The organism is Oerskovia jenensis (assembly GCF_016907235.1).
Lineage (GTDB): Bacteria > Actinomycetota > Actinomycetes > Actinomycetales > Cellulomonadaceae > Oerskovia > Oerskovia jenensis.
On sequence record NZ_JAFBBO010000001.1, the window covers coordinates 3,990,309 to 4,013,792 of the forward strand.

General features: G+C 73.3%; 16 protein-coding genes. 7 read left to right on the top strand and 9 right to left on the bottom strand.

Annotated features, from left to right (window positions below; genetic code table 11):
• Positions 1 to 142 precede the first annotated feature (142 nt).
• On the bottom strand, positions 143 to 1,924 hold the full coding sequence (aceB, locus tag JOD49_RS17790) for a malate synthase A (protein WP_205308351.1): 1,782 nt from the start codon (positions 1,922 to 1,924) through the stop codon (positions 143 to 145).
• Positions 1,925 to 2,037: 113 nt separating this feature from the next.
• Positions 2,038 to 3,348: an isocitrate lyase gene (gene aceA, locus JOD49_RS17795; protein ID WP_205309077.1), complete on the bottom strand. Its 1,311-nt coding sequence runs from the start codon at positions 3,346 to 3,348 to the stop codon at positions 2,038 to 2,040.
• Between the two features lie 305 nt (positions 3,349 to 3,653).
• Between aceA and JOD49_RS17800 the strand changes: the two genes are divergently transcribed.
• Positions 3,654 to 5,213, top strand: a complete 1,560-nt coding sequence (locus JOD49_RS17800; RefSeq protein ID WP_205308352.1) for a helix-turn-helix domain-containing protein — start codon at positions 3,654 to 3,656, stop codon at positions 5,211 to 5,213.
• A gap of 87 nt (positions 5,214 to 5,300) precedes the next feature.
• Here the strand turns inward: JOD49_RS17800 and JOD49_RS17805 are convergent, their stop codons facing one another.
• Positions 5,301 to 6,896: a methionine--tRNA ligase gene (locus JOD49_RS17805; RefSeq protein ID WP_205308353.1), complete on the bottom strand. Its 1,596-nt coding sequence runs from the start codon at positions 6,894 to 6,896 to the stop codon at positions 5,301 to 5,303.
• 401 nt (positions 6,897 to 7,297) lie between these two features.
• Here JOD49_RS17805 and JOD49_RS17810 point away from each other — a divergent pair, with 401 nt between their 5' ends.
• On the top strand, positions 7,298 to 9,457 hold the full coding sequence (locus JOD49_RS17810; protein WP_205308354.1) for a catalase: 2,160 nt from the start codon (positions 7,298 to 7,300) through the stop codon (positions 9,455 to 9,457).
• A gap of 79 nt (positions 9,458 to 9,536) precedes the next feature.
• On the opposite strand, the gene JOD49_RS17815 is transcribed toward JOD49_RS17810, so the two are convergent.
• From JOD49_RS17815 to nhaA, 3 genes are all read right to left on the bottom strand, one after another.
• On the bottom strand, positions 9,537 to 11,405 hold the full coding sequence (locus JOD49_RS17815; protein WP_205308355.1) for an alpha/beta hydrolase: 1,869 nt from the start codon (positions 11,403 to 11,405) through the stop codon (positions 9,537 to 9,539).
• Positions 11,406 to 11,473: 68 nt separating this feature from the next.
• A complete protein-coding gene (locus tag JOD49_RS17820; RefSeq protein ID WP_205308356.1) occupies positions 11,474 to 12,649 on the bottom strand; it encodes a hypothetical protein in 1,176 nt (391 codons plus the stop codon).
• 72 nt (positions 12,650 to 12,721) lie between these two features.
• Positions 12,722 to 14,104, bottom strand: a complete 1,383-nt coding sequence (nhaA, locus tag JOD49_RS17825; RefSeq protein ID WP_205308357.1) for a Na+/H+ antiporter NhaA — start codon at positions 14,102 to 14,104, stop codon at positions 12,722 to 12,724.
• A gap of 264 nt (positions 14,105 to 14,368) precedes the next feature.
• Here nhaA and JOD49_RS17830 point away from each other — a divergent pair, with 264 nt between their 5' ends.
• Complete coding sequence (locus tag JOD49_RS17830) at positions 14,369 to 15,142, top strand: YqeB family protein (protein ID WP_205308358.1); 774 nt, start codon at positions 14,369 to 14,371, stop codon at positions 15,140 to 15,142.
• Positions 15,143 to 15,153: 11 nt separating this feature from the next.
• On the opposite strand, the gene JOD49_RS17835 is transcribed toward JOD49_RS17830, so the two are convergent.
• Complete coding sequence (locus JOD49_RS17835; RefSeq protein WP_307822617.1) at positions 15,154 to 15,696, bottom strand: DUF1697 domain-containing protein; 543 nt, start codon at positions 15,694 to 15,696, stop codon at positions 15,154 to 15,156.
• A gap of 21 nt (positions 15,697 to 15,717) precedes the next feature.
• Positions 15,718 to 16,875, bottom strand: coding sequence for a formylglycine-generating enzyme family protein (locus tag JOD49_RS17840; protein ID WP_205308360.1), 1,158 nt, complete (start codon positions 16,873 to 16,875; stop codon positions 15,718 to 15,720).
• Between the two features lie 386 nt (positions 16,876 to 17,261).
• Between JOD49_RS17840 and JOD49_RS17845 the strand changes: the two genes are divergently transcribed.
• The 3 genes from JOD49_RS17845 (at position 17,262) to phoH2 (ending at position 21,394) form a co-directional block, all read left to right on the top strand.
• Positions 17,262 to 17,897, top strand: a complete 636-nt coding sequence (locus tag JOD49_RS17845; protein ID WP_205308361.1) for a PadR family transcriptional regulator — start codon at positions 17,262 to 17,264, stop codon at positions 17,895 to 17,897.
• An 84-nt stretch (positions 17,898 to 17,981) separates the two neighbouring features.
• Positions 17,982 to 19,655 carry a DHA2 family efflux MFS transporter permease subunit gene (locus tag JOD49_RS17850; protein WP_205308362.1) on the top strand — a complete coding sequence of 558 codons (1,674 nt, stop codon included), beginning with the start codon at positions 17,982 to 17,984 and terminating at the stop codon, positions 19,653 to 19,655.
• 479 nt (positions 19,656 to 20,134) lie between these two features.
• The gene (gene phoH2, locus JOD49_RS17855) at positions 20,135 to 21,394 is read left to right on the top strand and encodes an RNA 5'-3' helicase PhoH2 (RefSeq protein ID WP_239526715.1); all 1,260 of its coding nucleotides are present in this window, start codon (positions 20,135 to 20,137) and stop codon (positions 21,392 to 21,394) included.
• 100 nt (positions 21,395 to 21,494) lie between these two features.
• On the opposite strand, the gene JOD49_RS17860 is transcribed toward phoH2, so the two are convergent.
• A complete protein-coding gene (locus JOD49_RS17860) occupies positions 21,495 to 22,859 on the bottom strand; it encodes an FUSC family protein (protein WP_205308364.1) in 1,365 nt (454 codons plus the stop codon).
• 73 nt (positions 22,860 to 22,932) lie between these two features.
• Between JOD49_RS17860 and JOD49_RS20380 the strand changes: the two genes are divergently transcribed.
• The gene (locus JOD49_RS20380; protein WP_191788783.1) at positions 22,933 to 23,421 is read left to right on the top strand and encodes a MarR family winged helix-turn-helix transcriptional regulator; all 489 of its coding nucleotides are present in this window, start codon (positions 22,933 to 22,935) and stop codon (positions 23,419 to 23,421) included.
• The last annotated feature ends 63 nt before the right edge of the window (positions 23,422 to 23,484 follow it).

Below are 23,484 nucleotides of genomic sequence, written 5' to 3' on the forward strand. Positions count from 1 at the left end.
CGAGAACGGGGTTGAGGTCGTCATCCCCTCGATGACGACCTCAACCCCGTTCTCGCCAGCCGGCCAGACCGTCGGCCGGCCAGTCAGCCAGCCAGTCAGCCGGCCAGCCAGCTCGCCAGCCAGCCAGCCGGCGCTCAGGTGGTCAGCCCTCGCGCGGGCCGTCCACGGCCGACCCGACCAGGAACTGCGAGTACGCCCCGATGGTCAGGAACGTCGGGAAGTCCTCGGCGAGGGCGACGGCGCGGAACACGTGCGCGGCGTCGTCGATCCGGTTGCCCTCGCCGCGCGGCAGGTCGTCGACGACCTCCGCGAGCAGCGCCTCGACGCGGGCCCGCGTGATGGGCACCCCGTTGTCGGTGCGCGTGCCGGACGCGATCCACTGCCACACCTGCGAGCGCGAGATCTCGGCCGTCGCGGCGTCCTCCATGAGGTGGTCGATCGCCGCGGCCCCCACGCCGCGCAGCCACGACTCGATGTACCGGACGCCCACCGAGACGTTGGACCGCAGCCCGGCCGCGGTGACCGTCGCGCCCGCACGGCGCACCGACCCGATGTCGAGCAGCTCGTGCTGCCCCACCCTCACGTCGTCGCGCAGGCGCGAGACCTGGTGCGGCCGGTCGCCCAGCACGGCGTCGAACTCGGCGCGCGCCGCGGGGATGAGGTCGGGGTGCGCGACCCAGGTGCCGTCGAACCCGTCGCCCGCCTCGCGCCGCTTGTCCGCGCGGACCTGCTCGAACGCCTTCTCGGTCACGTCCGGGCGGCGGCGGTCGGGGATGAACGCGCTCATGCCGCCGATCGCGTGCGCCCCGCGCCGGTGGCACGTCGCGACGAGGAGCTCGGTGTAGGCCCGCATGAACGGGGCGGTCATGGGCACCTGCGAACGGTCGGGCAGGACGTATTGGTCGCCGCGCGTGCGGAACGACTTGATGACGGAGAAGAGGTAGTCCCAGCGCCCCGCGTTGAGCCCCGCGCAGTGGTCGCGCAGCTCGTGCAGGATCTCCTCCATCTCGAACGCGGCGGGCAGGGTCTCGACGAGCACGGTCGCGCGGATCGTGCCCTGCTCGATCCCCAGGTACTCCTGCGCGAACACGAACACGTCGTTCCAGACGCGCGCCTCGCGGTAGCCCTCGAGCTTGGGCAGGTAGAAGTACGGTCCGCGGCCGCGCTCGACGAGCTCGCGCGCGTTGTGGAAGAAGTACAGCCCGAAGTCCACGAGCGAGGCCGACGCCGAGACCGCCACGCCCGCACGGTCGACGTAGCGCAGGTGCTTCTCGATGAGGTGCCAGCCGCGGGGCCGGAACACGATGGTCGGCAGGTCGGTCAGCTCGGTCGAGCGCAGCGCGTACTCCTTGCCCTCGGGTGAGGTGAACGCGAGCGTGCCGCGGATCGCGTCGTGCAGCGCGAGCTGGCCCTCGATCACGTTGCGCCACGTGGGCGACGACGCGTCCTCCTGGTCGGCGAGCCACACCTTGGCGTCCGAGTTGAGCGCGTTGATCGCCATCTTGGGGTCGGTGGGGCCGGTGATCTCGACGCGGCGGTCCTCGAGCCCGGGGGCGCCGTGCGAGCCGGCGACGCGCCACGAGGGGTCGTCGCGCACGGGCCGGGTCGCGGCGCGAAAGTCGGGGTCGATCCCGTCGGCCACGTCCTGGCGGCGCTGCTGGCGGTCCATGAGCAGCCCGTGGCGGGCGGCCAGGAAGCGGTCGTGCAGGGCGGTCAGGAAGTCGAGGGCGCCCGGGGTCAGGATCTCGCGGTAGCGCTCGCCGAGGGACCCGGTGACGTCCAGGGTGCCCGACGGTGTCGCGCGCCGCGCGTCGTCGTCGCGCCCGTCGTGGTGGCCCGGCTGGGGGCCGGGGGAGGCGGGTTGGTCGGACGAGGTGCGTGACGTCGTCGGGCCGGAGGAGTGGGTCGTGAGGGTGCTGGGCATGGCGTGCTCCGATGGTCTGTGCCGCGAGGTAGAGGGGAGTGGTCGAGGTAGAGGGCTGGAGCCCTCTACCTCGACGCGAGACCTCTACCTCGGCGCGGCGGGCGGGGCGGGGCTTAGTGGAACTGGGCGGTCTCGGTGGACCCGGCGAGCGCGAGGGTGGCGCTGTCGGGGTTGAGAGCCGTGGCGACGCGGTCGAAGTAGCCGGTGCCGACCTCCCGCTGGTGGCGGGTGGCCGTGTAGCCGTCGGACTCGGAGGCGAACTCGGCCTCCTGGAGCTCGACGTAGGCGCTCATCGCGCGGTCGTTGTAGCCGCGGGCGAGCTCGAACATGGAGTGGGACACGGCGTGGAAGCCGGCCAGGGTGATGAACTGGAACGCGTAGCCCATCGCGGCGAGCTCCTTCTGGAAGCTCGCGATCTGGGCGTCGTCGAGGTGCTTCTTCCAGTTGAACGAGGGCGAGCAGTTGTACGCGAGCTTCTTGTCGGGGTACTGCGCGTGGACGACCTCGGCGAACCGGCGGGCCAGCTCGAGGTCGGGCTCGCCGGTCTCGACCCAGATGAGGTCGGCGTACGGGGCGTACGCGAGGCCGCGCGAGATGACCGTGTCGATGCCAGGACGCGTCCGGTAGAAGCCCTCGGCCGTGCGCTCACCCGTGAGGAACTCCTGGTCGCGCGGGTCGACGTCGGACGTGATGAGGTCCGCGGCGAGCGCGTCGGTGCGGGCGATGATGACGGTCGGGACGCCCGCGACGTCCGCGGCGAGGCGGGCCGCGTTGAGGGTGCGGATGTGCTGCGCGGTCGGGACGAGGACCTTGCCGCCCAGGTGGCCGCACTTCTTCTCGGACGCGAGCTGGTCCTCCCAGTGCACGCCCGCCGCGCCCGCCTCGATCATCGAGTGCATGAGCTCGTAGGCGTTGAGGGGCCCGCCGAAACCGGCCTCGGCGTCGGCGACGATGGGGGCGATCCAGTCGCGCTCGGGCGTCTGCCCAGCGGGGGATCCCGACCGCTCAGCGGTCTCGATCTGGTCGGCGCGCAGCAGGGCGTTGTTGATGCGGCGCACGACGGCCGGCACCGAGTTCGCGGGGTACAGCGACTGGTCGGGGTAGGTCTGACCCGACAGGTTGGCGTCGGCCGCGACCTGCCACCCGGACAGGTAGATGGCCTTGAGGCCCGCGCGCACCTGCTGCACGGCCTGGTTGCCGGTCATGGCGCCGAGCGCGGCGACCCACTCCTCGGTGTGGATGAGGTCCCACAGCTTCTCGGCGCCGCGGCGGGCCAGGGTGCGCTCCTCGCGCACCGAGCCGCGCAGGGCCACGACGTCCTCGGCCGTGTAGTCGCGCTGCACGTCGGCCCAGCGGGGGTCGGTCGCCCAGGACAGGGCGAGGTCGGCGGCGGACTGGCGCTGGTCGCCGGGCCGCGCGGGCAGGTGGCCGGGGGCGCTGGTCGTGGGCTGCGTGACGGGGGCCGTGACGGCCTCGGACCGGGAGGTCGCGGACGCCCGGGGCGTGGCGTACTCGTTCTCGGAGCGGCGGCTGATGATGGGCGGGGTGGTCACGGGGTGCCTCCAGAGCTTCGTTGCGTGCGGTGGTACTCGTTCCGGCCGCCGCCCGGGTGAGCGGTGGCCGTAGAACGACCTTCCTGCGCCGCGCAAGGGGTGCACAAGGACTTCCCTGGCAGAAGAAATGAACTTCTTCTGTTGTGCGCAAGGAGTGGCGTGTGTCACCCTCAGTCATGGCATCTGACTCGCCGTCAGCACAGAAGTTCCCCGTACCGCGCGCCACGACCGGTGCGCCGCGTGTCACGGCCCCGCCGGGCAGCGGCAGAACGGTCGGTGGCACCCTGCCCGTCGAGGACGAGGCCGACGCCCTGACCATCGGGCGCCGCGTCCGGCACCTGCGGACCGAGCGCGGCATGACCCTCGACGAGCTCGGGGCCGCGATCGGGCGGGCACCCTCGCAGGTGTCCGTGATCGAGAACGGGCGCCGCGAGCCCAAGTTCTCCCAGCTCCAGGCCATCGCCCGTGCCCTCGGCGCGAGCGTCGAGGACCTGCTCTCGGCCGAGCCGCCCACGCGCCGCGCCGCCCTGGAGATCGAGCTCGAACGCGCGCAGCGCGGCCCGCTGTTCGCCTCGCTCGGGCTCGGCACGGTACGGGTCGGCAAGTCGCTCCCGAGCGACGCCCTCGAGGCCATCGTCGGTCTCCAGCGTGAGCTCGAGCGCCTGCACACCGAGCGCGCCGCGACGCCCGAGGAGGCTCGCCGCGCGAACACCGAGCTCCGCGCGACCATGCGCGCCCAGGACAACCACTTCCCCGAGCTCGAGGCCACCGCGCGCGAGCTGCTCGACGGCGTCGGGCACGCGCGCGGTCCCATGTCCCAGCGCGTGGCCGCGGACCTCGCGACGCACCTGGGCTTCTCGCTGCACTACGTGCACGACCTGCCGCACTCGACGCGCTCGGTCATCGACCTGCGGCACCACCGCGTGTACCTGCCGAGCACCGGCACGCGCGCGTCGAGCGACCCGCGCTCGGCCCTGCTCCAGGCGCTCGCGTCGCACGTGCTGGGTCACCACGAGCCGCGCGACTACGGCGAGTTCCTGCGCCAGCGCGTCGAGGCCAACTACCTGTCGGCCGCGCTCCTGCTGCCCGAGCGGGACGCGGTCAAGCTCCTCAAGGAGGCCAAGGAGGCGCGCGAGATCTCGGTCGAGGACCTGCGCGACGCGTTCTCGGTGTCCTACGAGACCGCGGCCCACCGGTTCACGAACCTCGCTACGACGCACCTGGGCATCGGCGTGCACTTCATGAAGATCCACGAGTCGGGGATCATCCACAAGGCGTACGAGAACGACGGCGTGCGCTTCCCCGCGGACCCCCTCGGGGCCGTCGAGGGGCAGTACGTGTGCCGCCACTGGACCGCGCGCACGGTCTTCGCGGTCGAGGACCGGCTGAGCCCGTTCAGCCAGTACACCGACACCCCGACCGGCACCTACTGGTGCACCTCGCGCGTGCAGGACTCCGACGACGGCCAGTTCTCGGTGAGCGTCGGCGTGCCGTTCGGGCACGTCAAGTGGTTCCGCGGGCGCGAGACGACCGAGCGCACGGTCTCGCGCTGCCCCGACGAGTCGTGCTGCCGGCGCCCGCCCGCAGCCCTGACCGAGCGGTGGGCGGACCGGTCGTGGCCGAGTGCGCGCCCGCACGCGAGCATGCTCGCCGCGATGCCGGTCGGGGCGTTCCCGGGCGTCGACCAGACCGAGGTGTTCCGGTTCCTGGAGGCGCACGCCCCGGCGCTGCGGTAGCCGCCGGCCGCCGGCCGATGAGTGCGGAGCAGTTGTCGTGCGACCCGGCGTGTCGCGACACGTACTCCGCACTCGGCGGGGCGCCGGTCAGCCCAGGCGCGGGAAGGCCGGTGTCGGGGTGCCCACGCGGTCGGGTCCGGCCGCCTGGTGGCCCTGCGGGGAGCCGAGCTGCTCGCGCAGGCGCGCGGCGCCGTCGGGCACGAACGGCGAGAGCTCGACCGCGACGACCCGGCACGCCTCGACGAGCCGCGCGAGCACCTCGTCCAGTCGCTCACCCGCGTCCGCGTCCCCGGCGCGCTCGCGGGCCGCGAGCTCCCACGGCTTCTCCGCGTCGACGTACCGGTTGGCCGCGTCGACGATGCGACGGACGGCCCCGGTCGCGGTCCGCAGGTCCGCGTCCGCGAGGGCCGCGTCCACGGCCGCCTCCACCTGCCCGACGGCGGCGCTCAGCTCGTCGGGGTCCGTCGCCCGGGTGCGGGGGAGCGCGGGCACGACGCCGTCCCGGAACCGGTGCACGAGCGTGAGCGTGCGGTTGACCAGGTTCCCCACGCCGTGCGCGAGCTCGTCGTCGTGCCGCGCGACGAGGCGCTCGGTCGTGAACTCGGTGTCGCCCAGGAGCGGGACCTCGCGCGCGAACCACCACCGCAGGGCGTCGGCGCCGTACGCGTCCACGAGCCCGACGGGGTGCACTGCGGTGCCCGCGGACTTGGCGAGCTTGGCGCCCCCGGCCGTGACGTAGTCGTGCACGTGGATCGTGGTGGGCAGCGGCTCGCCCGCCGAGAGCAGCAGCGCGAGCCAGTAGACCGCGTGGAAGCGCGTGATGCCCTTGCCGATCACGTGCACGCGCTCGTCGCCGCCGGACCACCAGGTGCGGTAGTCGTCCGCCGCGGCCGGGGCGGCGGGGTCCGCGCCGTAGCCCAGCGCGGTGACGTAGTTGGTCAGCGCGTCCCACCACACGTAGACGACCTGGGACGGGTCCCCGGGGACCGGGACGCCCCAGCCGTCCGAGCGGGTCGCGGGCCGCGAGACGCTGAAGTCCTCGAGCCCGGCGTCGAGGAACGCGAGCACCTCGTTGCGCTTGGCGGCCGGGTTGACGCGCACGCGGCCCGAGACGATCGCGTCGCGGATCGCGTCGGCGTGGCGGGACAGCCGGAAGAACCAGTTCTCCTCGACCACGCGCTCGGGCAACGGCAGGTGCTCGGGGCAGCGGCCCGACGCGTCGAGCTCGTCGGGGGAGTAGAACTGCTCGCAGCCCGCGCAGTACAGGCCCTCGTAGGAGCGGCGGTAGAAGTCCCCGGCGTCGGCGCAGCATCGCCACAGCGCCTCGACGCCGGGGCGGTGCCGGGGGTCGGTCGACGTCGACAGGAAGTCGTCCGTGGACAGGGACAGCGCGGGGCGCAGCGCGCGGAAGTCCTCGACGTGCTCGGCGACGAAGTCACGGACCTCGCGACCCGCGGCGCGGGCCGCGCTGACGTTCTTGAGGGCGTGGTCGTCGGTGCCCGTGAGGAAGCGGGTCGGGCGTCCGCGCAGGCGTGCGTGGCGGGCCAGGACGTCGGTCTGGACGAGCTCGAGCGCGTGGCCCAGGTGCGCGTCGCCGTTGACGTAGGGGATGGCGGTCGTGACGTAGAAGGTGGGGGCCGTCGGCTGGGCGGACGTGCCGGTGGGGGTGGTCTGGGTGGTCATGGCGGGTGTCCTCTCGGGACGGCGGGCACCCTTGGCGGGTGCTGCGGCGCCTCGACCGCACCGCGCCCGGACACACGAAAGGCCTCGCTGCGGCGAGGCCTTGGGTGGTGGAGCGCGTCAGCGCATCACGAAGGGCCCCGGGTGGGGCGCATCATGACGGTCGACGAGAAGCTCATGCGTCGACCCTAGCAGCGGCGGGTGGTGGGCCTGCAACCCGGTGAGCCCGGTCTCCGGCACGTGCTCCTACCGGGTCGAGCACCGGCACCGGCACATGGCGGTGCGAGCGCGTGCGAGCCCTCCCGGGCCGTGCCTACGGTGGCGGGTCCGCAGGCTCCGGACGCCACGAGCGACCGGAGACGCCACCGGACCGACCACCGACGCCCCGACCGAAGGGATCACCCATGAGCGCGCGACGAACCCCCGACCAGGAGCCCCCGGCGGACGTGAGCCCCACGGGCGTGCCCGCCGACCAGAAGGACCCGGACCCCCGCGCCCAGCAGGGCGACCGGCTGACCACGGCCCAGGGGCTGCGGGTCCACGACACCGACCATTCGCTCAAGGCCGGACCTCGCGGACCGGTCCTGCTCGAGGACCACCACCTGCGCGAGAAGATCACGCACTTCGACCACGAGCGGATCCCGGAGCGGGTCGTGCACGCGCGGGGCGCGGCCGCCCACGGTGTCTTCACCTCGTACGGCAACGCGTCCGCGGTCACGAAGGCCGGCTTCCTGGCGCAGGAGGGCAAGGAGACCGAGGTCTTCGTCCGTTTCTCGACGGTGGCGGGGTCGCGGGGATCGGCGGACACCGTGCGTGACGTCCGGGGCTTCTCGACGAAGTTCTACACCGACGAGGGCGTGTACGACCTCGTCGGGAACGTGATCCCGGTGTTCTTCGTCCAGGACGCGATCAAGTTCCCCGACCTCATCCACGCGGTCAAGCCCGAGCCGGACCGTGAGATCCCGCAGGCGCAGAGCGCGCACGACACGTTCTGGGACTTCGTGTCCCGGCACACCGAGGCGCAGCACACGACGATCTGGGTCATGTCGCCGCGCGGGCTCGCGGCGTCGTACCGGACGACCGAGGGGTTCGGCGTCCACACCTTCCGCATGGAGAACGCCGCCGGGGAGACCTCGTTGGTCAAGCTCCACTGGAAGCCCGTGGCGGGCGTGCACAACATGGTCTGGGAGGAGGCGCAGCTCGCGGCCGGCTTCGACCCCGACTTCCACCGTCGTGACCTCGCGGACGCGATCGAGGCGGGTGCGTTCCCCGAGTGGGAGCTGGGTCTGCAGGTCATGCCCGACACCGCGGACGAGATGTTCATGGGCATCGACCTCCTCGACCCGACCAAGATCGTGCCCGAGGAGCTGTGCCCGGTGCAGAAGGTGGGGCGGCTGCGGCTCACCGCGAACCCGTCGAACTACTTCGCCGAGACCGAGCAGGTGGCGTTCCACCCGGGCCACCTGGTGCCGGGCATCCAGGTCACGAACGACCCGCTCCTCCAGGGGCGCCTGTTCTCCTACCTGGACACGCAGATCAGCCGCCTGGGCGGGCCGAACTTCGCGCAGCTCCCGATCAACCGGCCGCACGCCCCGGTCGACGACATGCTGCGCGACGGGATGCACCAGACGGCGGTGCACGAGGGGTTGGGGACGTACCAGCCGAACACGATGGCGGACGGCCTCCCGGCCGTGTGTCCCGTGAGCGACCCGGGCGTCTACGTGACGCTCCCGACCCCGGTGTCGGGCGAGAAGGTCCGGGAGAACCCCGTGTCGTTCGCCGACCACTTCACGCAGCCGCGCATGTTCTGGAACTCGCTCACGCCCATCGAGCAGACGCAGACCGTGGCTGCCTACACGTTCGAGCTCGGCAAGTGCGAGAGCGAGGACGTGCGGGTGCACCAGCTGCGCGCCCTGGCGAAGATCGACGCCGACCTGGTCGCCCGCGTCGCGACGGGCCTGGGCCTGCCGGTCCCCGGCGGCGAGCCGGGCGACGGCCGTGACGGCGCGGGAGAAGGGCCGGGGGCGGGGGAGCCCGACGGCATCACGCGGTCGGCCGCGATCTCGGAGGTCAGCGACGTGCCCGGTCCGATCGCGGGGAGGAACCTCGGCGTCTTCGTCGGCGAGGACCTGGTCGACGGCCTTCGTGCGGTCCGGGAGCGGATCGGCGCCGAGCAGGCGCTCGTCAAGGTCGTCGCCGCACGCGGTGGCGTGGTCGGCTCGGGGGCCGACGAGCAGAAGGTGGACCGCACCGCGGCGACCGTCCGCTCGATCGAGCTCGACGCGGTCGTGGTCGCGGACGGCATGGCCGGGTCTGCGCTCGGGACCCACCCGCGGACGCTGACCGTGCTCCAGGAGGCCTTCCGCCACGGCAAGGCGATCGCGGCCTGGGGCGACGGCGTCGACGTCCTGGTCGCGGCCGGGATCGACACCGAGGCCGAAGGAGTTCTGACGGCCGACGAACTGTCGGACGGCCTGCTCGACGACCTGGTCGAGGCCGTCGGCCTGCACCGTGCGTGGGGCCGGCTCTCGGCGTTGGACGCCGCGGGCACCCAGGCCTGGTAGCTGTCCCCTCGTCCCCCGACGGCGGCGCGCACCTTCACGCGGAAGGTGCGCGCCGCCGTCGGGCAGCAGGGAGGGCGGCTCAGCCCGTCGAGCTCGACGCCGCGGGCTGCTCGGTGAGCATCTGTTCCTTGAGCCGCGCGGTGTCGGCCTCGTCCCAGCCGCCGGGCGCGTTGAGCGCCGACCAGCCGTCGGCGTACTCGAGGTAGTACACGTGCCCGTGACCTGCGGGGATGTCGGAGGCAGCCGCGACGAACAGGTCGCCCGTGAGCTGCCAGAACGTGACGAAGGGTCGCCACTGCACGGCGTCGAGCACGTCGGGGCCGCGGGGCTCGCGCATCCAGTCGGGCTCGGACCACAGGGTCGTGGGCGACCACCACGTGACGCCGTCGGACGCGTGCTGGACGTAGACGACGCGCGGGGTCTCCCACGTGCCAGGCACGGACCAGACGTTCGCGGCGCTCGAGACCTCGGTGCCCCAGCGGATCTGACGCCCGTCCCCGTACACGGGCGAGTACTCGAGCGAGCCCGGGTCGCGGTTCGTCGTGAAGTACGTCCAGTTGGGCGTGAAGTTGGGCGTGCCCACGAACAGGGCGCCGTCGGTGCGGGTCGTCATGTCCTGGAGGCCGCTGAATGCGCCCTGCGCGCCGAACGAGCCGAGCGAGATCCCGAACGCCATGAGCTGCGGCCGCGAGTCCTCGGGCTGCTCGGACCACGCCGCGTACACGGCCTCGTAGAGGGCCTTGCCCGCGTCCGGCGGGGTGCTGCGGTCACCCACGAAGCTGATCCAGCTCGGCAGGTAGGAGTACTGCATCGAGGCGATCGCGGTGTCGCCGCCGTGCATGAGCTCGAGCGAGTTGCTCATGCCCGGGTCCACCCAGCCCGTTCCCGTCGTGGTGGCGACGACCAGGACGGACCGGTCCCACGCGTTCGTGCGGTCGAGCTCGTCGACCACGCGCTGCGCGGTCGCGTCGAGGTCTCCCGCAGGGTCGAGGCCCGCGTACACGCGGATCGGGACCTGGACGTCCGCCGGGTCGACCACGTCGCCGCCTGCCGCGAACTCGGTGAGCTCGGCCTGGGTCGGGCCGAGGGCCACGAAGCGCCGTCCCTCGGCGCCGAGCGACTCCCACGACGAACCGGACTCCGGGGAGCCGGACCTCTCGGGCGAGGTCGGTGGGGAGAGCTTCGGGTCGATCTGCTCGTTGGCGCTCGCGTAGACGTTGTTGAGCAGGTGCAGCACCCCGGCCCAGATCACGCCGTTGAAGAGCAGCACGACCACGACCGCGACGATCACGCCGCTTAGGAAGCGGGCGACCGGCTTCGGCATGACGTTGTCGACCACCAGGCTCACCCACTGCGCGACGCGACGCAGCGCTCGCGCGAGCTGCAGGACGCCGATCGCGATGAGCAGGGCCACGAACACGGTCGCGACGTCGTTGGCCGGGGCCTGCTCGGGCATGCCGAACAGGGCGCGCAGCTCGTGCTGCCAGCGCGCGCCCAGGACGAGGAACAGGGGGACGAGCACGAGCGTCGCGGCGCCCAGCACCCACCACGCGATGCGGCTCACGCGCGGGCTCCAGCGGATCCGCAGCCCGACCTTGAGGGCGAACCACTCGACGAACGCCCCGATCCCGTACCCGCCCACCATGCTCATGCCCGTGATGAGCGCCTGGTAGTACCAGGCGCGGGGGATGAGCGAGGGGGTCAGGGAGTAGCAGAAGAACAGGAGGGCGAGGACGAGCCCGGTCGTGGAGAAGCGCCGCACGTAGTGCTGGAGCCACGCCCACGCCCGACGGCGCAGCGGGGGCCGGGCGGCCGGCTCGCCGCCGGCTCCGGGGGCGGCCGGAGAGGTCGGCCGGGCTGCCTCGTCGCCCAGGACCACGGTGTCCGCGCCCCCCGGAGCGGTGCTGCGGGGGGTGGACTCGGACCGGCGCGTGGCGTCTGGCTGCACGGGTGCGATCGTACGTGGCTGGTGGGATCGCGCCACCGAGAGCGGTGTGGGGCGCCGGTCCGCCGTCCTCAGGGCAGGTAGCCGCCGATGAAGGCGTCGACCCAGGCCTGCTTGTCCGCGCCCGAGCAGTCGCTCGTGTAGTTGACCCAGGAGGCGCCGAAGCGGATCGCGACGCAGTCCGCGACCTTCTCGCTCGCGTTGCCGCCGAACGCCCCGGACAGCAGGCCGTCGATCTGCGACCACGTCATGCCGTGCGCGGCCATGAGGCGGCCCTGGTAGATGTGGGCCATCTCGTGCCGGATGACGTCCTTGGTCTTCGACGGTTGCCCGGCCAGGCGCGACGCGTTGACGAGGATGGTCGAGGTGTTGCCCTTCCACACGCCACCGAGGTGACCGGAGAGGCCCGGGTCGTCCCACGAGAGGGACACGCCGCCGTTGCCGGGGAGGCTGCGCAGGGTCGCCTCCCCGACCTCGTGGATCGACTGCGCGGGGGCCGGGGGTGCGGTCGCGGTGGCGCCGGGCTGCGGGGTCGTGGCGGCCTGTGCGGCTGCTGCCTGTGCGGCGCGCTCGGCCGCGGCCTGCTCGGCGGCGGCCTGTTCGGCGGCCGCCTGCTCTGCGGCTGCTCGTTCGGCGGCGGCCTGCTCTGCGGCGGCTTGTTCGGCGGCGGCCTGTTCCGCCGCGGCCTGCTCGGCTGCCGCCTGCTCCGCTGCGGCCTTCTCGGCCGCAGCCGCCTTCGACCGCTCGACCTCGAAGCTCGCGACGGCCAGGCGGACCTGGGCGTCGAGCCCCTCGGCGTGCTCGACGGCGTTGCGCAGGCGCACGAGCCCCCGGGCGAGGAGGGGACGGGGCGTCCGTGCGGCGCTCTCGGCCTGCACGTTCACCTCGTCGACGGCGCGGCGCAGGGAGGTGCGCAGGGCCTCGTCGACCTTGCCGGTCGCTCGTGCGAGGGTGCGGTTCGCGCGCTCGACGAACCTGGCCGCCTTGTCCTGGGCGCTCGCACGTTCCGAGGCGCCGGTCGCGGCGGCGATGGCGGCGCTCGTCGCGGACGCGGGGGAGTCGCCGGTGCGGATCGCCGCGGTCCCGCTCGCAAGGACCACCACGAGCGCGACCCCGAGGAGTCGGAGCCCGAGCCTGCGACGGCGTCGACCCTGCGCAGGTCGCGGTGACGACGCGCACCGGCACGGGGTCTCGTCGCAGCCGGCGACGCAGGTGCGGTCGGCGGTCGAGGTGAGGGAGTCGCGCATGACTCCCTCAATGCAGCTGCCCGGGGCGTCAGCAGTCGCGCTGGGGGCGGGGGCAGGCGCGGACCTGCCGCGTCAGCGCTCCTCGTCCGCGGTGTCGCCGATGTACGCCGAGACGTCGTCGGGCAGGCCGTCCTCGTTCATGTCGTCCGAACGCTTGCGGCGGGCGTCCCAGCGCAGCGCGGCGGCCGCGAGCAGGGCCGAGACGACCGAGGCGAGGAGCACCGCGGCCTTGGCCGACTCGGTGTGCTCGGAGTCGGGGAAGGACAGCTCGGCGATGAGCAGCGAGACCGTGAAGCCGATGCCCGCGAGCAGGCCCACGGGGAGCAGGTCGCGGACGCCGATGCCGGGTGCGAGGCGCAGCGGCGTGAGCTTCGTGACGAGCGCCGTGACGCCCAGCACGCCGATCCCCTTGCCGACCACGAGCCCGACGATGATGCCGATCGCGACGGGCTGGCCGATCATCTCCCCGACCCCGCCACCGTCGACCAGCGAGACGCCCGCGGCGAAGAACGCGAAGATCGGCAGGGCGATCCCTGCGGAGATCGGCTTGATGCGGTGCTCGTACTGCTGGGTCCGCGAGGTCTTCTCGCCGTGGATGACGAGGGCGGGGACCATGAACCCGAGCAGCACGCCCGCGACGGTCGCGTGGATGCCGGACGCGTGGACGAGCGCCCACACCACGAACGCGAGCGGGAGCAGCAGCCACCAGTGCGTCCGGCGCCGGCGCACCAGGAACGCGAACAGCGCGACGCCCACGAGGGCGAGGCCCAGCGGTGCCCAGTGCAGGGTCTCGGTGTAGAAGACGGCGATGACGATGATCGCGAGCAGGTCGTCGACCACCGCGAGCGTCAGCAGGAAGGTGCGGATCGCCGTCGGGAGGCCGCGGCCGAACACCGCGAGGACCGCGAGCGCGAAGGCGATGTCGGTCGCGGTCGGGATGGCCCAGCCGTGCACGGCGTCCGCGCCGCCGCCCCAGAGGGCGACCGCGACGAAGAGGACCGCGGGCACGATCATGCCGCCCACGGCCGCGAGCATGGGCACTCCGGCCTCGCGCGGGTTGCGCAGAGACCCGGCGACGAACTCCTGCTTGAGCTCGACGCCCACGACGAAGAAGAAGATCGCGAGCAGGCCGTCGGCGGCCCACGTCGACAGCGACAGGTTCAGGTGCAGCGCCTCGGGGCCGACGGTGAGCGCCGCGAGGTCGAAGTACGCCGCGCGCCAGGGGGAGTTCGCCCACAGCAGCGCCAGGATCGCGGCGCCGATGAGGAGTGCTCCGCCCGTGGTCTCGCGGGTCACCCAGCGCTTCCAGCGCTGCGCCCCGCTGGGCCGTGCGGCCGGGAGCGCGGCAGTCGAAGGGCTCTCGCTGCCCGACGGCGTCGCGCCCGTCGGGTGGGTCGGCTCTCCGTCGTGAGGGGTCTCGTCCGGGGCGGGGGTGTGCTGCTCGTGCGTGCTCACAGGTCTCCTGTGGTTGAGGGGTCGTCGACGTCACGCCGACCAGACTTCCCGGCACACCAGCGTCCCACCCTACCGGGTGCGCGGCTCGACGGACGAAGGGGTCGGGAGGCCGGGCGAGGCCGACCGGGGGGAGATCGCGGGGTGCCGTGGGCTCGGGGCCGGGTGCCGTGGTCCGCGGGTGCCGCCGCAAGGACGACACGGCCCGGGGCGAAGTCCACCCAAAGAGGGATGTCTCGGTCCTGCGGATCGCGGGAGCATGACCAGGTGCACGAGAAGATCCACGATTCCCTGACCACCGACGCCGTCTCTCGCGACCCCGCGGAGACGGTCGTCGGCGCTTCCTCGGGCGAGACCCGCTTCCTCCGGGTGGTCGTGCCGGTCCTCGGCCTGGCTGCGGGCGTCGGCCTGCGCTGGCTCGCGGCCTGGATGGCGAGCCTGCCCTGGATCCCCTGGCAGGGGCTGGCGCGGTCGGTCGACGCGCTGGCCGACGTCGGGGGCACCTGGACGCTCGTCGGGCTCGGGATCGTGGGCGCTGTCGTCGGGGCGTGCTTCGCGCAGCACCTCGTGGAGACCATGGGCCGGATCGCGGTCACGTCCACCGGGGCCGGGTTCAAGAACGAGGACACGCTCGAGACGGTCGGTCGCACGGAGGTCACCGACGTGTTCGTCGAGGGCGCGTCGATCGTGCTCCTCGCGGGTGGCCGAGAGCTCCACCGATGGCCCGCCGACCTGCCGGTCCGTGAGGTGGGCGCGGCGTTCACCCACCACGGCTGGCCCTGGCGCGAGGGCGGAGACCCGTTCCGCTCCTCGTACCGGCGCTGGGAGATCGGGGACGAGACGCTCCCCGCAGGGGCGGACGCCCTGTTCAGGGCCCGGGCGGGGCTGATCGAGGCCGGCAAGACGGTCCATGTCCGCGAGGTGCGCGCGGACCTTGCGGCGATCGGGGTCGTCGTGCGGGACGAGGGCAAGGTCCAGCACTGGCGTCTCGCGACGGACGGGGCCGGGGTCGGGGCGGTCGGCGTCGAGCGTCGCGCCTGAAGGGTGTGCGGTCAGGCCGCCTCGTCCACGAGCACGGCCAGCTTCTCCACGGTGTTCCAGTTCCTGGCCGTGCCCCACACCCCGAGGGTCCGGAGCAGGACCGCGGGCGTGAGCTTCGACGTACCGACCCCGCCCTGGAACCACGTGTAGCTCACGGGTCCCGACCACGCCATGTGCTCGATCCCGTACCGGGCAGGTTCGAGGGCCGCGAGCCTGTCCGGGTCGGGAGGTCGCGGGTGGAACGTCAGCAGGAGGTGGGACGGGTCCACGCGGGCGGCCTCGTCGAAGGGGTTCGCGGCGATCGCGGCCGCCAGGTCCTCACCGGTCAGCGCGAGCACGTCGACGTCCAGTCCCAGACGGTCGGCGAGTCCCGCGCGCACGAGGCGGGCGACGTCGTCGGGACCGGTGGCTCCCGACGCGCCGGACGAGACGACCAGGTTCCCGCTGTTGAGGATCGTGCGCGCCCCCGTGAACCCGGCGTCCTGCGCGACCGCGCGCAGGTCTGCGGACGGGACCTTGCGACCGCCACCCACGTTCACCCCTCGCAGCAGCACCGCGAACCTCGACGCCACGGCTCAGCCCAGCAGGTTGCGCGCCGACGCGGGGGGCGACACCGCGACAGGGGGCACGGTGACCGGGGGACGCACGACGCAGCGGAAGCCGATGTGGCTCGTGGCGGTGTCGATCGCCTGCGGCGAGCGGGCCGCCGGCCGGTACCGCAGGCAGTACTCCGGGGCGCACAGGTGCGACCCTCCCTTGAGCGCCTTGCGGGGGATCGAGGACCCCGGTTCGGCGCTCGCTGCGGCGCGCGGGTCGTCGTCGGGCGCACCGGACCGGCCTGCGGAGTGCGCATCGGCGCGGCCCGCCCTGGCCTGTCCGGTGCTCGGTGAGCAGCACGCCGGCATCTCGACCGTGAGCGCGGACCGAGCCGCCTCGGCCTGCGCGGCGGAACGGGCCTCGGCCGCATGGTTCGGCGTGTAGAACGACGTGGTCCACTCCCAGACGTTGCCGGTCATGTCGACCAGGCCGAAGCCGTTCGGTGGGAACGTCCCCACGGGGCTCGTGCCGACCCAGCCCTGTGCACCGGTGTTGCGGTAGGGGAACGAGCCCTGCCAGTGGTTGGTGAGGAGCTCGCCGTCCGGGCGGTACTCGTCTCCCCAGGCGAAGCGCGTGCCGTCGAGCCCGCCGCGCGCGGCGTACTCCCACTCGGCCTCGGTCGGCAGAGACCGGCCCGCCCACCGGGCGTACGCCTGCGCGTCCTCGAACGAGACCTGCACGACGGGATGGTCCTCGCGACCCTCGATCGAGCTCCCCGGACCGTGCGGTGCGCTCCACCGGGCACCCGGCTGCCAGCGCCACCACTGCCGCCAGTCCGCGAGGTTCACCGGGCCTGCGGTCGGCGTGAACACGAGCGCCCCCGGCTGGAGGTCCTCGGGTGCGACCCCCGGGTAGTCGGACGGGTCGAGCGGGCGCTCGGCGACGGTCACGTAGCCCGTGTCGGCGACGAACGCGGCGAACTGTGCGTTGGTGACGGGATGCTGCTCGATCTCGAACGGTGCGACGGTCGCTTCGTGGACGGGCCCCTCGTCGGCGTAGAACTCGGTCGAGCCCATGCGGAACGAGCCACCGGGCAGGGCGACGAGCGGGGACGGGCCCTCGTCGGAGCCGGTCGTCGTGCGTGCCGGCCCTCGCGTCGGGTCCGTCGCCCGTGCTGCGCCCGCTGCCGTGTCCATGTGTCTCCTCGTGTCGGGCTCGTTCTCGATGCGGCCGGGGCCGCTCGTGGGCGGGGCTCCGATGCGCCGGCAGGGGCGGACCGGTGCCCGGGGGAGCGGCGCCTCGGGCCTGTGACCTGCGACGACGCCGAGCCTCCGGGGACCCGCGACCTGCTACCCCCGACCCTAGCGCTGCGGGCGCGCACGCGTCTGCACGGGGAACGGGCGGCAGGCCCGGGCGGGTGTCCCCGGGCCGGTGCCGTGACGCCGCTCACGACGGGACCGAATCCCTCGACCGAACCGTTGACCGAGGCGTATATTCCAACCGGAATATTCCGTCAGGAAGGATGTCGCGCGCCGCGCGGTCGTCCGGCGGGACGCCCGCCGGTCACGGAGGAGGTGAGGGGATGGCACGCAAGGAGCTCTCCGCGGCTGCCCTGCTCCTCCTCGGGCTGCTCCACGAACGACCCATGCACCCCTACCAGGTGCACCAGACGCTCAAGCAGCGCGGGGACGACCGGCTCGCGAGCATCACCCCGGGCTCGGTCTACCACGCCATGGACCGCCTGGAGTCGGAGGGCCTCGTCGAGGCGGTCGGTACGGACCGTGAGGGCAACCGGCCCCAGCGGACCACCTACCGACTCACCGACGCGGGGCGCGAGGCGTTCGCCGCGCGCACGGCGCTGCTGCTCGGCGAACCACGACGAGAGCACCCCTGCTTCCCGCTCGCGCTCTCCCAGGCCCACGCGATCGACCGGGCCAGCGCGCTCGCGGCGACGCGGGCCCGTCGTGCGGCGCTGGCCGACGAGCTCGCCGCCTACACCAGCAGGTACGACGTCGTCCGGCACCACGGGCTGCCCCGCCGCCTCCTGCTCGACGTCGAGTACGACATCCACCGGATCGAGTCCGAGCTGACGTGGCTCGACGGCCTCCTCGCGGACCTCGACTCCGGTGCCCTGGACTGGGACGAGCCCGTCCCGCAGTCCTTCCGTGACTTCGTCGCCGCCCGTTCGCGGGCCCAGACCACGGACCACGTGCCCTGACCGGCCACCGGGCTCGCGCCCGGTCACGGCTGCTCGCGCAGCCTTCCCGAACGTCCTTCACCTCGTCGACCCCAGAGGATCCCCATGACCACGACCCCTCCTTCAGGGAGCCTTCCAGCGCCCGCCGCGGCGCCCGCGATACCGACCGGCCCGGCCGCCCCGGCACCCGCAGGGCCCCCGCTCGTCGATCTCGGCGGGCGCAGCCCGTGGAGCATCCTGCCGGCCCTGTGCCTGGGCTTCTTCATGATCATGGTCGACACCACGATCGTGAACATCGCCGTCCCCACCCTCGTCGACACGTTCGACACGACCCTGACCGCGGTGGGCTGGGTCAACAGCGCCTACCTGCTCACGTACGCGGTGCTGCTGCTCCTGGCGGGGCGCCTCGGTGACCGCTTCGGCCCCAAGCCCGTGTTCGTCCTGGGGCTCGTGATCTTCACGCTCTCCTCGCTGTGGTGCGGGTTGTCCGGCTCGGTCGAGATGCTCATCGTGGCGCGCGCGGTCCAGGGCGTCGGTGCGGCGCTCATGACCCCGCAGACCATGTCGATGATCACGCGCGTCTTCCCGCCGCGTCAGCGCGGGGCCGCGATGGGGCTGTGGGGAGCGGTCGCGGGTGTCGCGACCATCGCCGGCCCGTTGCTCGGCGGTGTGTTCGTCGAGACGTGGGGCTGGGAGTGGATCTTCTTCGTGAACATCCCGGTGGGCGTGGTCGCCCTGGTCCTGGCGCTGCGCAGCCTGCCGTCCCTGCCCACGAGCAAGCGCAGCTTCGACATGGTCGGCGTGGCCCTGTCGATCGTGGGGCTCTTCCTGTTCGTGTTCGGACTGCAGGAGGGCGAGACGTACCACTGGGGCACGGTCGTCGGGCCGCTGAACATCTGGACGATCATCGGCCTGGGCGTGCTGGTCCTGGCGGCCTTCGTGCTGTGGCAGCGCCACCTCGGTGACCGGGCGCTCCTGCCGCTCACGCTGTTCCACTCGCGCAACTTCTCGCTCGCCAACGTGGCCGGCATGGCCGTGTCGTTCGGCATGATCGGGATCTTCTTCCCGCTGACGATCTTCCTGCAGTCGATCCTGGGCCTCTCGCCCCTCGAAGCGGCGCTCATCAACCTGCCCGGCTCGCTCGTGTCGGGGGTCGTGGCGCCGTTCGCGGGTCGGCTCTCGGACCGGATCCCGGGCAAGTGGGTCGTCGCGACGGGCTTCGCGCTGCTCTCGGCCTCGGTCGTGTGGTTGAGCATCGCGGCCACGCCCGATGCGAGCGTGTGGGCGATCGTCGCCCCCATGACCCTGTTCGGGATCGGGACGGGCGCGCTCTTCTCGCCGCTCGCGAACCTCGCGACCTCGGGGCTCGACCACCGCACGGCCGGCGCCGGCGCGGGCGCGTTCAACACGTTCCGTCAGGTGGGTGGTGTGATCGGCTCGGCCGCGATCGTCGCGACGCTCACGAGCAGGCTGTCGGCGACCCTGCCGGCCGCTGCACGCGACGCCGCGGCGGGGCTGCCCGCCGAGTTCCGCCAGCAGTTCGTCGACGGCTTCGCCTCGGCGGGTGGGGCGTTCACCGGGGGAGCCCAGCACATGGAGCTCCCCGCGGGCATCCCGCCCGAGGTCGCCGAGCAGATCCGCGAGGCCGCGACCACGGCCCTGCACCAGGGCTTCTCGGTCGCGGTCGGGCAGACGCTGCTCGTCACGGCAGGCGTGCTGGTCGTGGGTCTCGTCGCGGCACTCAGCATGCGCGCGACGCACGTCGTGCACGCGGACTGAGCCACCGCGCGACCAGGGCCCGACGGCGGCACGCGAGCGCCGTCGTCGGGCGGGCTCGGGCCTCGTCGCGCACGGGCGCGGCGACCGGGGCGCCCGGAGCGTCCCGCCCCACCCCGTCCCAGGGGGTGGGCGGGACGTCGTCGCGTGAACGGCAGGTGACAACTCGGACGCGCGGCGTGTCCCCTCGACACGGGAGAACGTCACGGGCGTAGTTTCGAACGTGACGGACGACACACGTCGTCCTCCGGGAGGCCATCCGATGGAGTTCTTGCTCCGCGCAGGAGGGCCGGCACCGGCCCTCCGTCGGCCGGTCGCCTGCCCCACCCAGCGAGAACGGCGCTGAGCGCCGGAGGGAGCCTGCTGTGGCCCGAACCGCTTCTGCTTCTGGAGCTGCACCCGACGTCACGGACGTCGCGTCCCCTGAAGGTCGTCGCACCTTCGTCATCGACACGTCCGTGCTCCTGTCCGACCCGCGCGCCATGCTGCGGTTCGCCGAGCACGACGTCGTCCTCCCCGTCGTCGTCATCACCGAGCTCGAGGCCAAGCGTCACCACGCCGAGCTCGGGTACTTCGCCCGCAGCGCGTTGCGCATGCTCGACGACCTGCGGGTCAAGCACGGCCGCCTCGACGCCCCGCTCCCCGTGGGCGCCGTGGGCGGGACGCTGCGCGTCGAGCTCAACCACACGGACTCGGGCGTGCTCCCCGCCGGGTTCCGCCTGGGGGACAACGACACCCGCATCCTGTCGGTCGCGGCGAACCTCGCGAGCGAGGGGTGCGACGTGACCGTGGTGTCGAAGGACCTGCCCATGCGCGTCAAGGCGTCCGCGGTGGGCCTGCGCGCCGAGGAGTACCGGGCCGAGCTCGCGATCGACTCGGGCTGGACGGGCATGGGCGAGATCGACGTGAGCGACGAGCAGATGGCCGCGCTGTGGGAGCACGAGTCGGTCGAGCTCCTGAGCCTCGACCCGGCCACGGTCGCCGCCGCCGAACCGCTCCTGGTCCACGCGGGGCTCGTGATCCACTCGCCGCGGGGGTCCGCGCTGGGCCGGGTCACGGCCGACAAGCACGTGCAGCTCGTCCGGGGCGACCGGGAGGTGTTCGGTGTGCACGGGCGCTCGGCCGAGCAGCGCATCGCGATCGACCTGCTGCTCGACGAGGAGATCGGGATCGTGTCCCTCGGGGGGCGCGCGGGGACGGGCAAGTCGGCGCTCGCGCTGTGCGCGGGCCTCGAGGCGGTGCTCGAGAAGAGGCAGCACCGCAAGATCATGGTCTTCCGGCCCCTGTACGCCGTGGGCGGGCAGGAGCTCGGCTACCTGCCCGGCTCGGAGAGCGAGAAGATGAACCCGTGGGCCCAGGCGGTCTTCGACACCCTGGGCGCGGTCGTGTCCAAGGAGGTCATGGACGAGATCGTGGACCGCGACGTGCTCGAGGTCCTGCCCCTGACGCACATCCGTGGGCGGTCGTTGCACGACGCGTTCGTCATCGTCGACGAGGCCCAGTCCCTCGAGCGCAACGTCCTGCTCACGGTGCTCTCGCGCATCGGGCAGTCCTCGCGGGTCGTCCTCACGCACGACGTCGCGCAGCGCGACAACCTGCGCGTCGGACGGCACGACGGCGTCGCGGCCGTGATCGAGGCGCTCAAGGGGCACCCGTTGTTCGCGCACGTGACACTGACCCGGTCCGAGCGCTCGCCCGTCGCGGCGCTCGTGACGGAGATGCTGGAGAGCATCGAGGTCTGAGTCCCGGCCCGTCCGGCACGCGTCGTGGCCCCGGTCCGCGGGGGACCGGGGCCACGACGCCGCGAGCGGGGGACCGGCCCGGTGGGGTCCGTCCCGGGCGTCACGCAGCCTCGTGAGGTCGCGTCCGCGCGTGCACCAGCACGACCGCGAGGACACCGACGACTGCACCGACCGCCGTGTCGAGCGCCCGGTCGAGCGCGATGCCCTGGCTCGACCCGCCGAGCGACGTCATGAGCAGGGCCATGGGCGTGATGGTCAGCATCGCGAGGCCGTAGTGGCGCCCCACGACGATCTCCGTGACGACCTGCAGCCCGACGACGAGGGCTGCGGTCGCCCAGAAGCCGAGGTGCAGCTCGAGCAGCGGCCAGGCGATCAGGGCGCCCGCGACCGTGCCGAGGGCTCGTTGGAGCGCGCGGACCACGGCGTGCTGCGTCGTCGTACCCTGGAGTGTCGCGGTCGCACCCATCGCGGCCCAGGCGGGGTGCCCGAACCCTGCGACCTGCGCGACCACCGCCGCGGTCGCGGCCGCGAGCGTCACGCGCACCGAGCGCAGCCGCCAGCTCGCTCCCGCGAGGGACTCGCGCGCGGTCGCGCGCAGGGTCAGGCGCGGTGGCAGGTCGGCGGGTGTCCCGGCGGCCCCCGAGAGCTCGTCGGCGAGCCGCAGCGCGGTCGCGCGCGTGCGGCGGTGCGACGCGTCGTCGGCGAGGACGGTCCGTGCGAGGGCGACGGCGTCGCGCGCCCGCCCGACGGCGCCGCGGTCGTCGGGAGCGAGGGCTGCGGCCTCGGCGGCGAGGGTCGCGCGCCGCACGGCGAGCCGCGCCGGACCGCTCGGACGGACCAGGAATCCCGCGACGCACACGGCCCAGGCGACCGCGACGCCCAGGAGTCCGGCGAGCCCCCGGGGCGCGAGGTCGGCGAACGTGGGTGCCCCCGCGAGCCCTGCGCCTGCCGCGAAGACGACGATCGTCGCGCCGGGAGGGCCCGTGCGCAGGAGCTGGCACAGCGCGGTCATGCCTCCCGCGAGGAGCGCGACGATCGCGAGCGAGACCCAGGTCGGGGCGCCCGCCGCGGTGACCGCGGTCGTGACCAGGATCGCGCCGACCATGACCGCGCCGACCGACGCGAGCAGCGCCGCCCGGCGCCGGTACGGGTCGAAGCGCCCGTACAGCGAGGTCAGGGCGCCGAGGGCGGCGAAGCCCGCAAGGTCCTGATGGCCGCTCGTCGCGGCGATCACGAGCGCGACGGCGACGCTCGCCCCGCACAGCAGGGCCGCGACGAGCGTCGCGTCGACCGAGGTGAGCCGCAGGGCGGCGCGCAGGTGCGCGGGGTCGAGGACCTCGCGCGCGGCGGCGCGGACCGGCGAGCGGCGACCGGTCGGTGCCGGCTGGGTCGTCGGCGCGTGCCGGGGTGCTGTCGTGGCTGGGGGCGTGGACGGGGGAGCGAGGGGCGAGGAGGAGGGTGGCATCCCGTCCAGGATACGCCTCGTTCGTAGATGTTTCACAAGTGAACTATTGAGGTGTAGGCCATAGGCTGGACCCGTGGACTACGTGGAACGCCTGCGGGCGCAGTGGGTCGAACGGCTGCCCGACGTCGACTTCTCGCCCGTGGACTCGATCGGCAGGATCACCCGCATCGCGGCGCTCCTGGCCGAGTCGAGCGACGCGGCCCTCGCGCAACGCTCCCTGACCCGGCCCGAGTTCGAGGTCCTCGCCGCGCTCCGCCGCGCGGGACGCCCTCTGCGGGCCCGCGAGGTCACGACCATCACGCGCGCGCCCGGCGCCTCGATCACCAAGCGGCTCGACCACCTCCAGCGCGAGGGGCTCGTCGAGCGCACCGTCGTCGAGCGCGACCGGCGCGGGGTGCTGCTCTCGCTCACCGAGGAGGGCGAACGGCTCGTCGACGAGCTCTTCCCCGCCCAGCTCGACCGCGAACGTGCGGCGCTCGACGGGCTCACCGACGACCAGCGCGAACGGCTCGGCGAGCTGCTCGCGATCGTGCTGCGACGGGTGGACCCGGTCGACTACTGACCGGTGGAGCCCCGAAGGACAGGGCGCGTCCCCGGTGGCGTCGCGGTGGCGGGCTACGGTGGG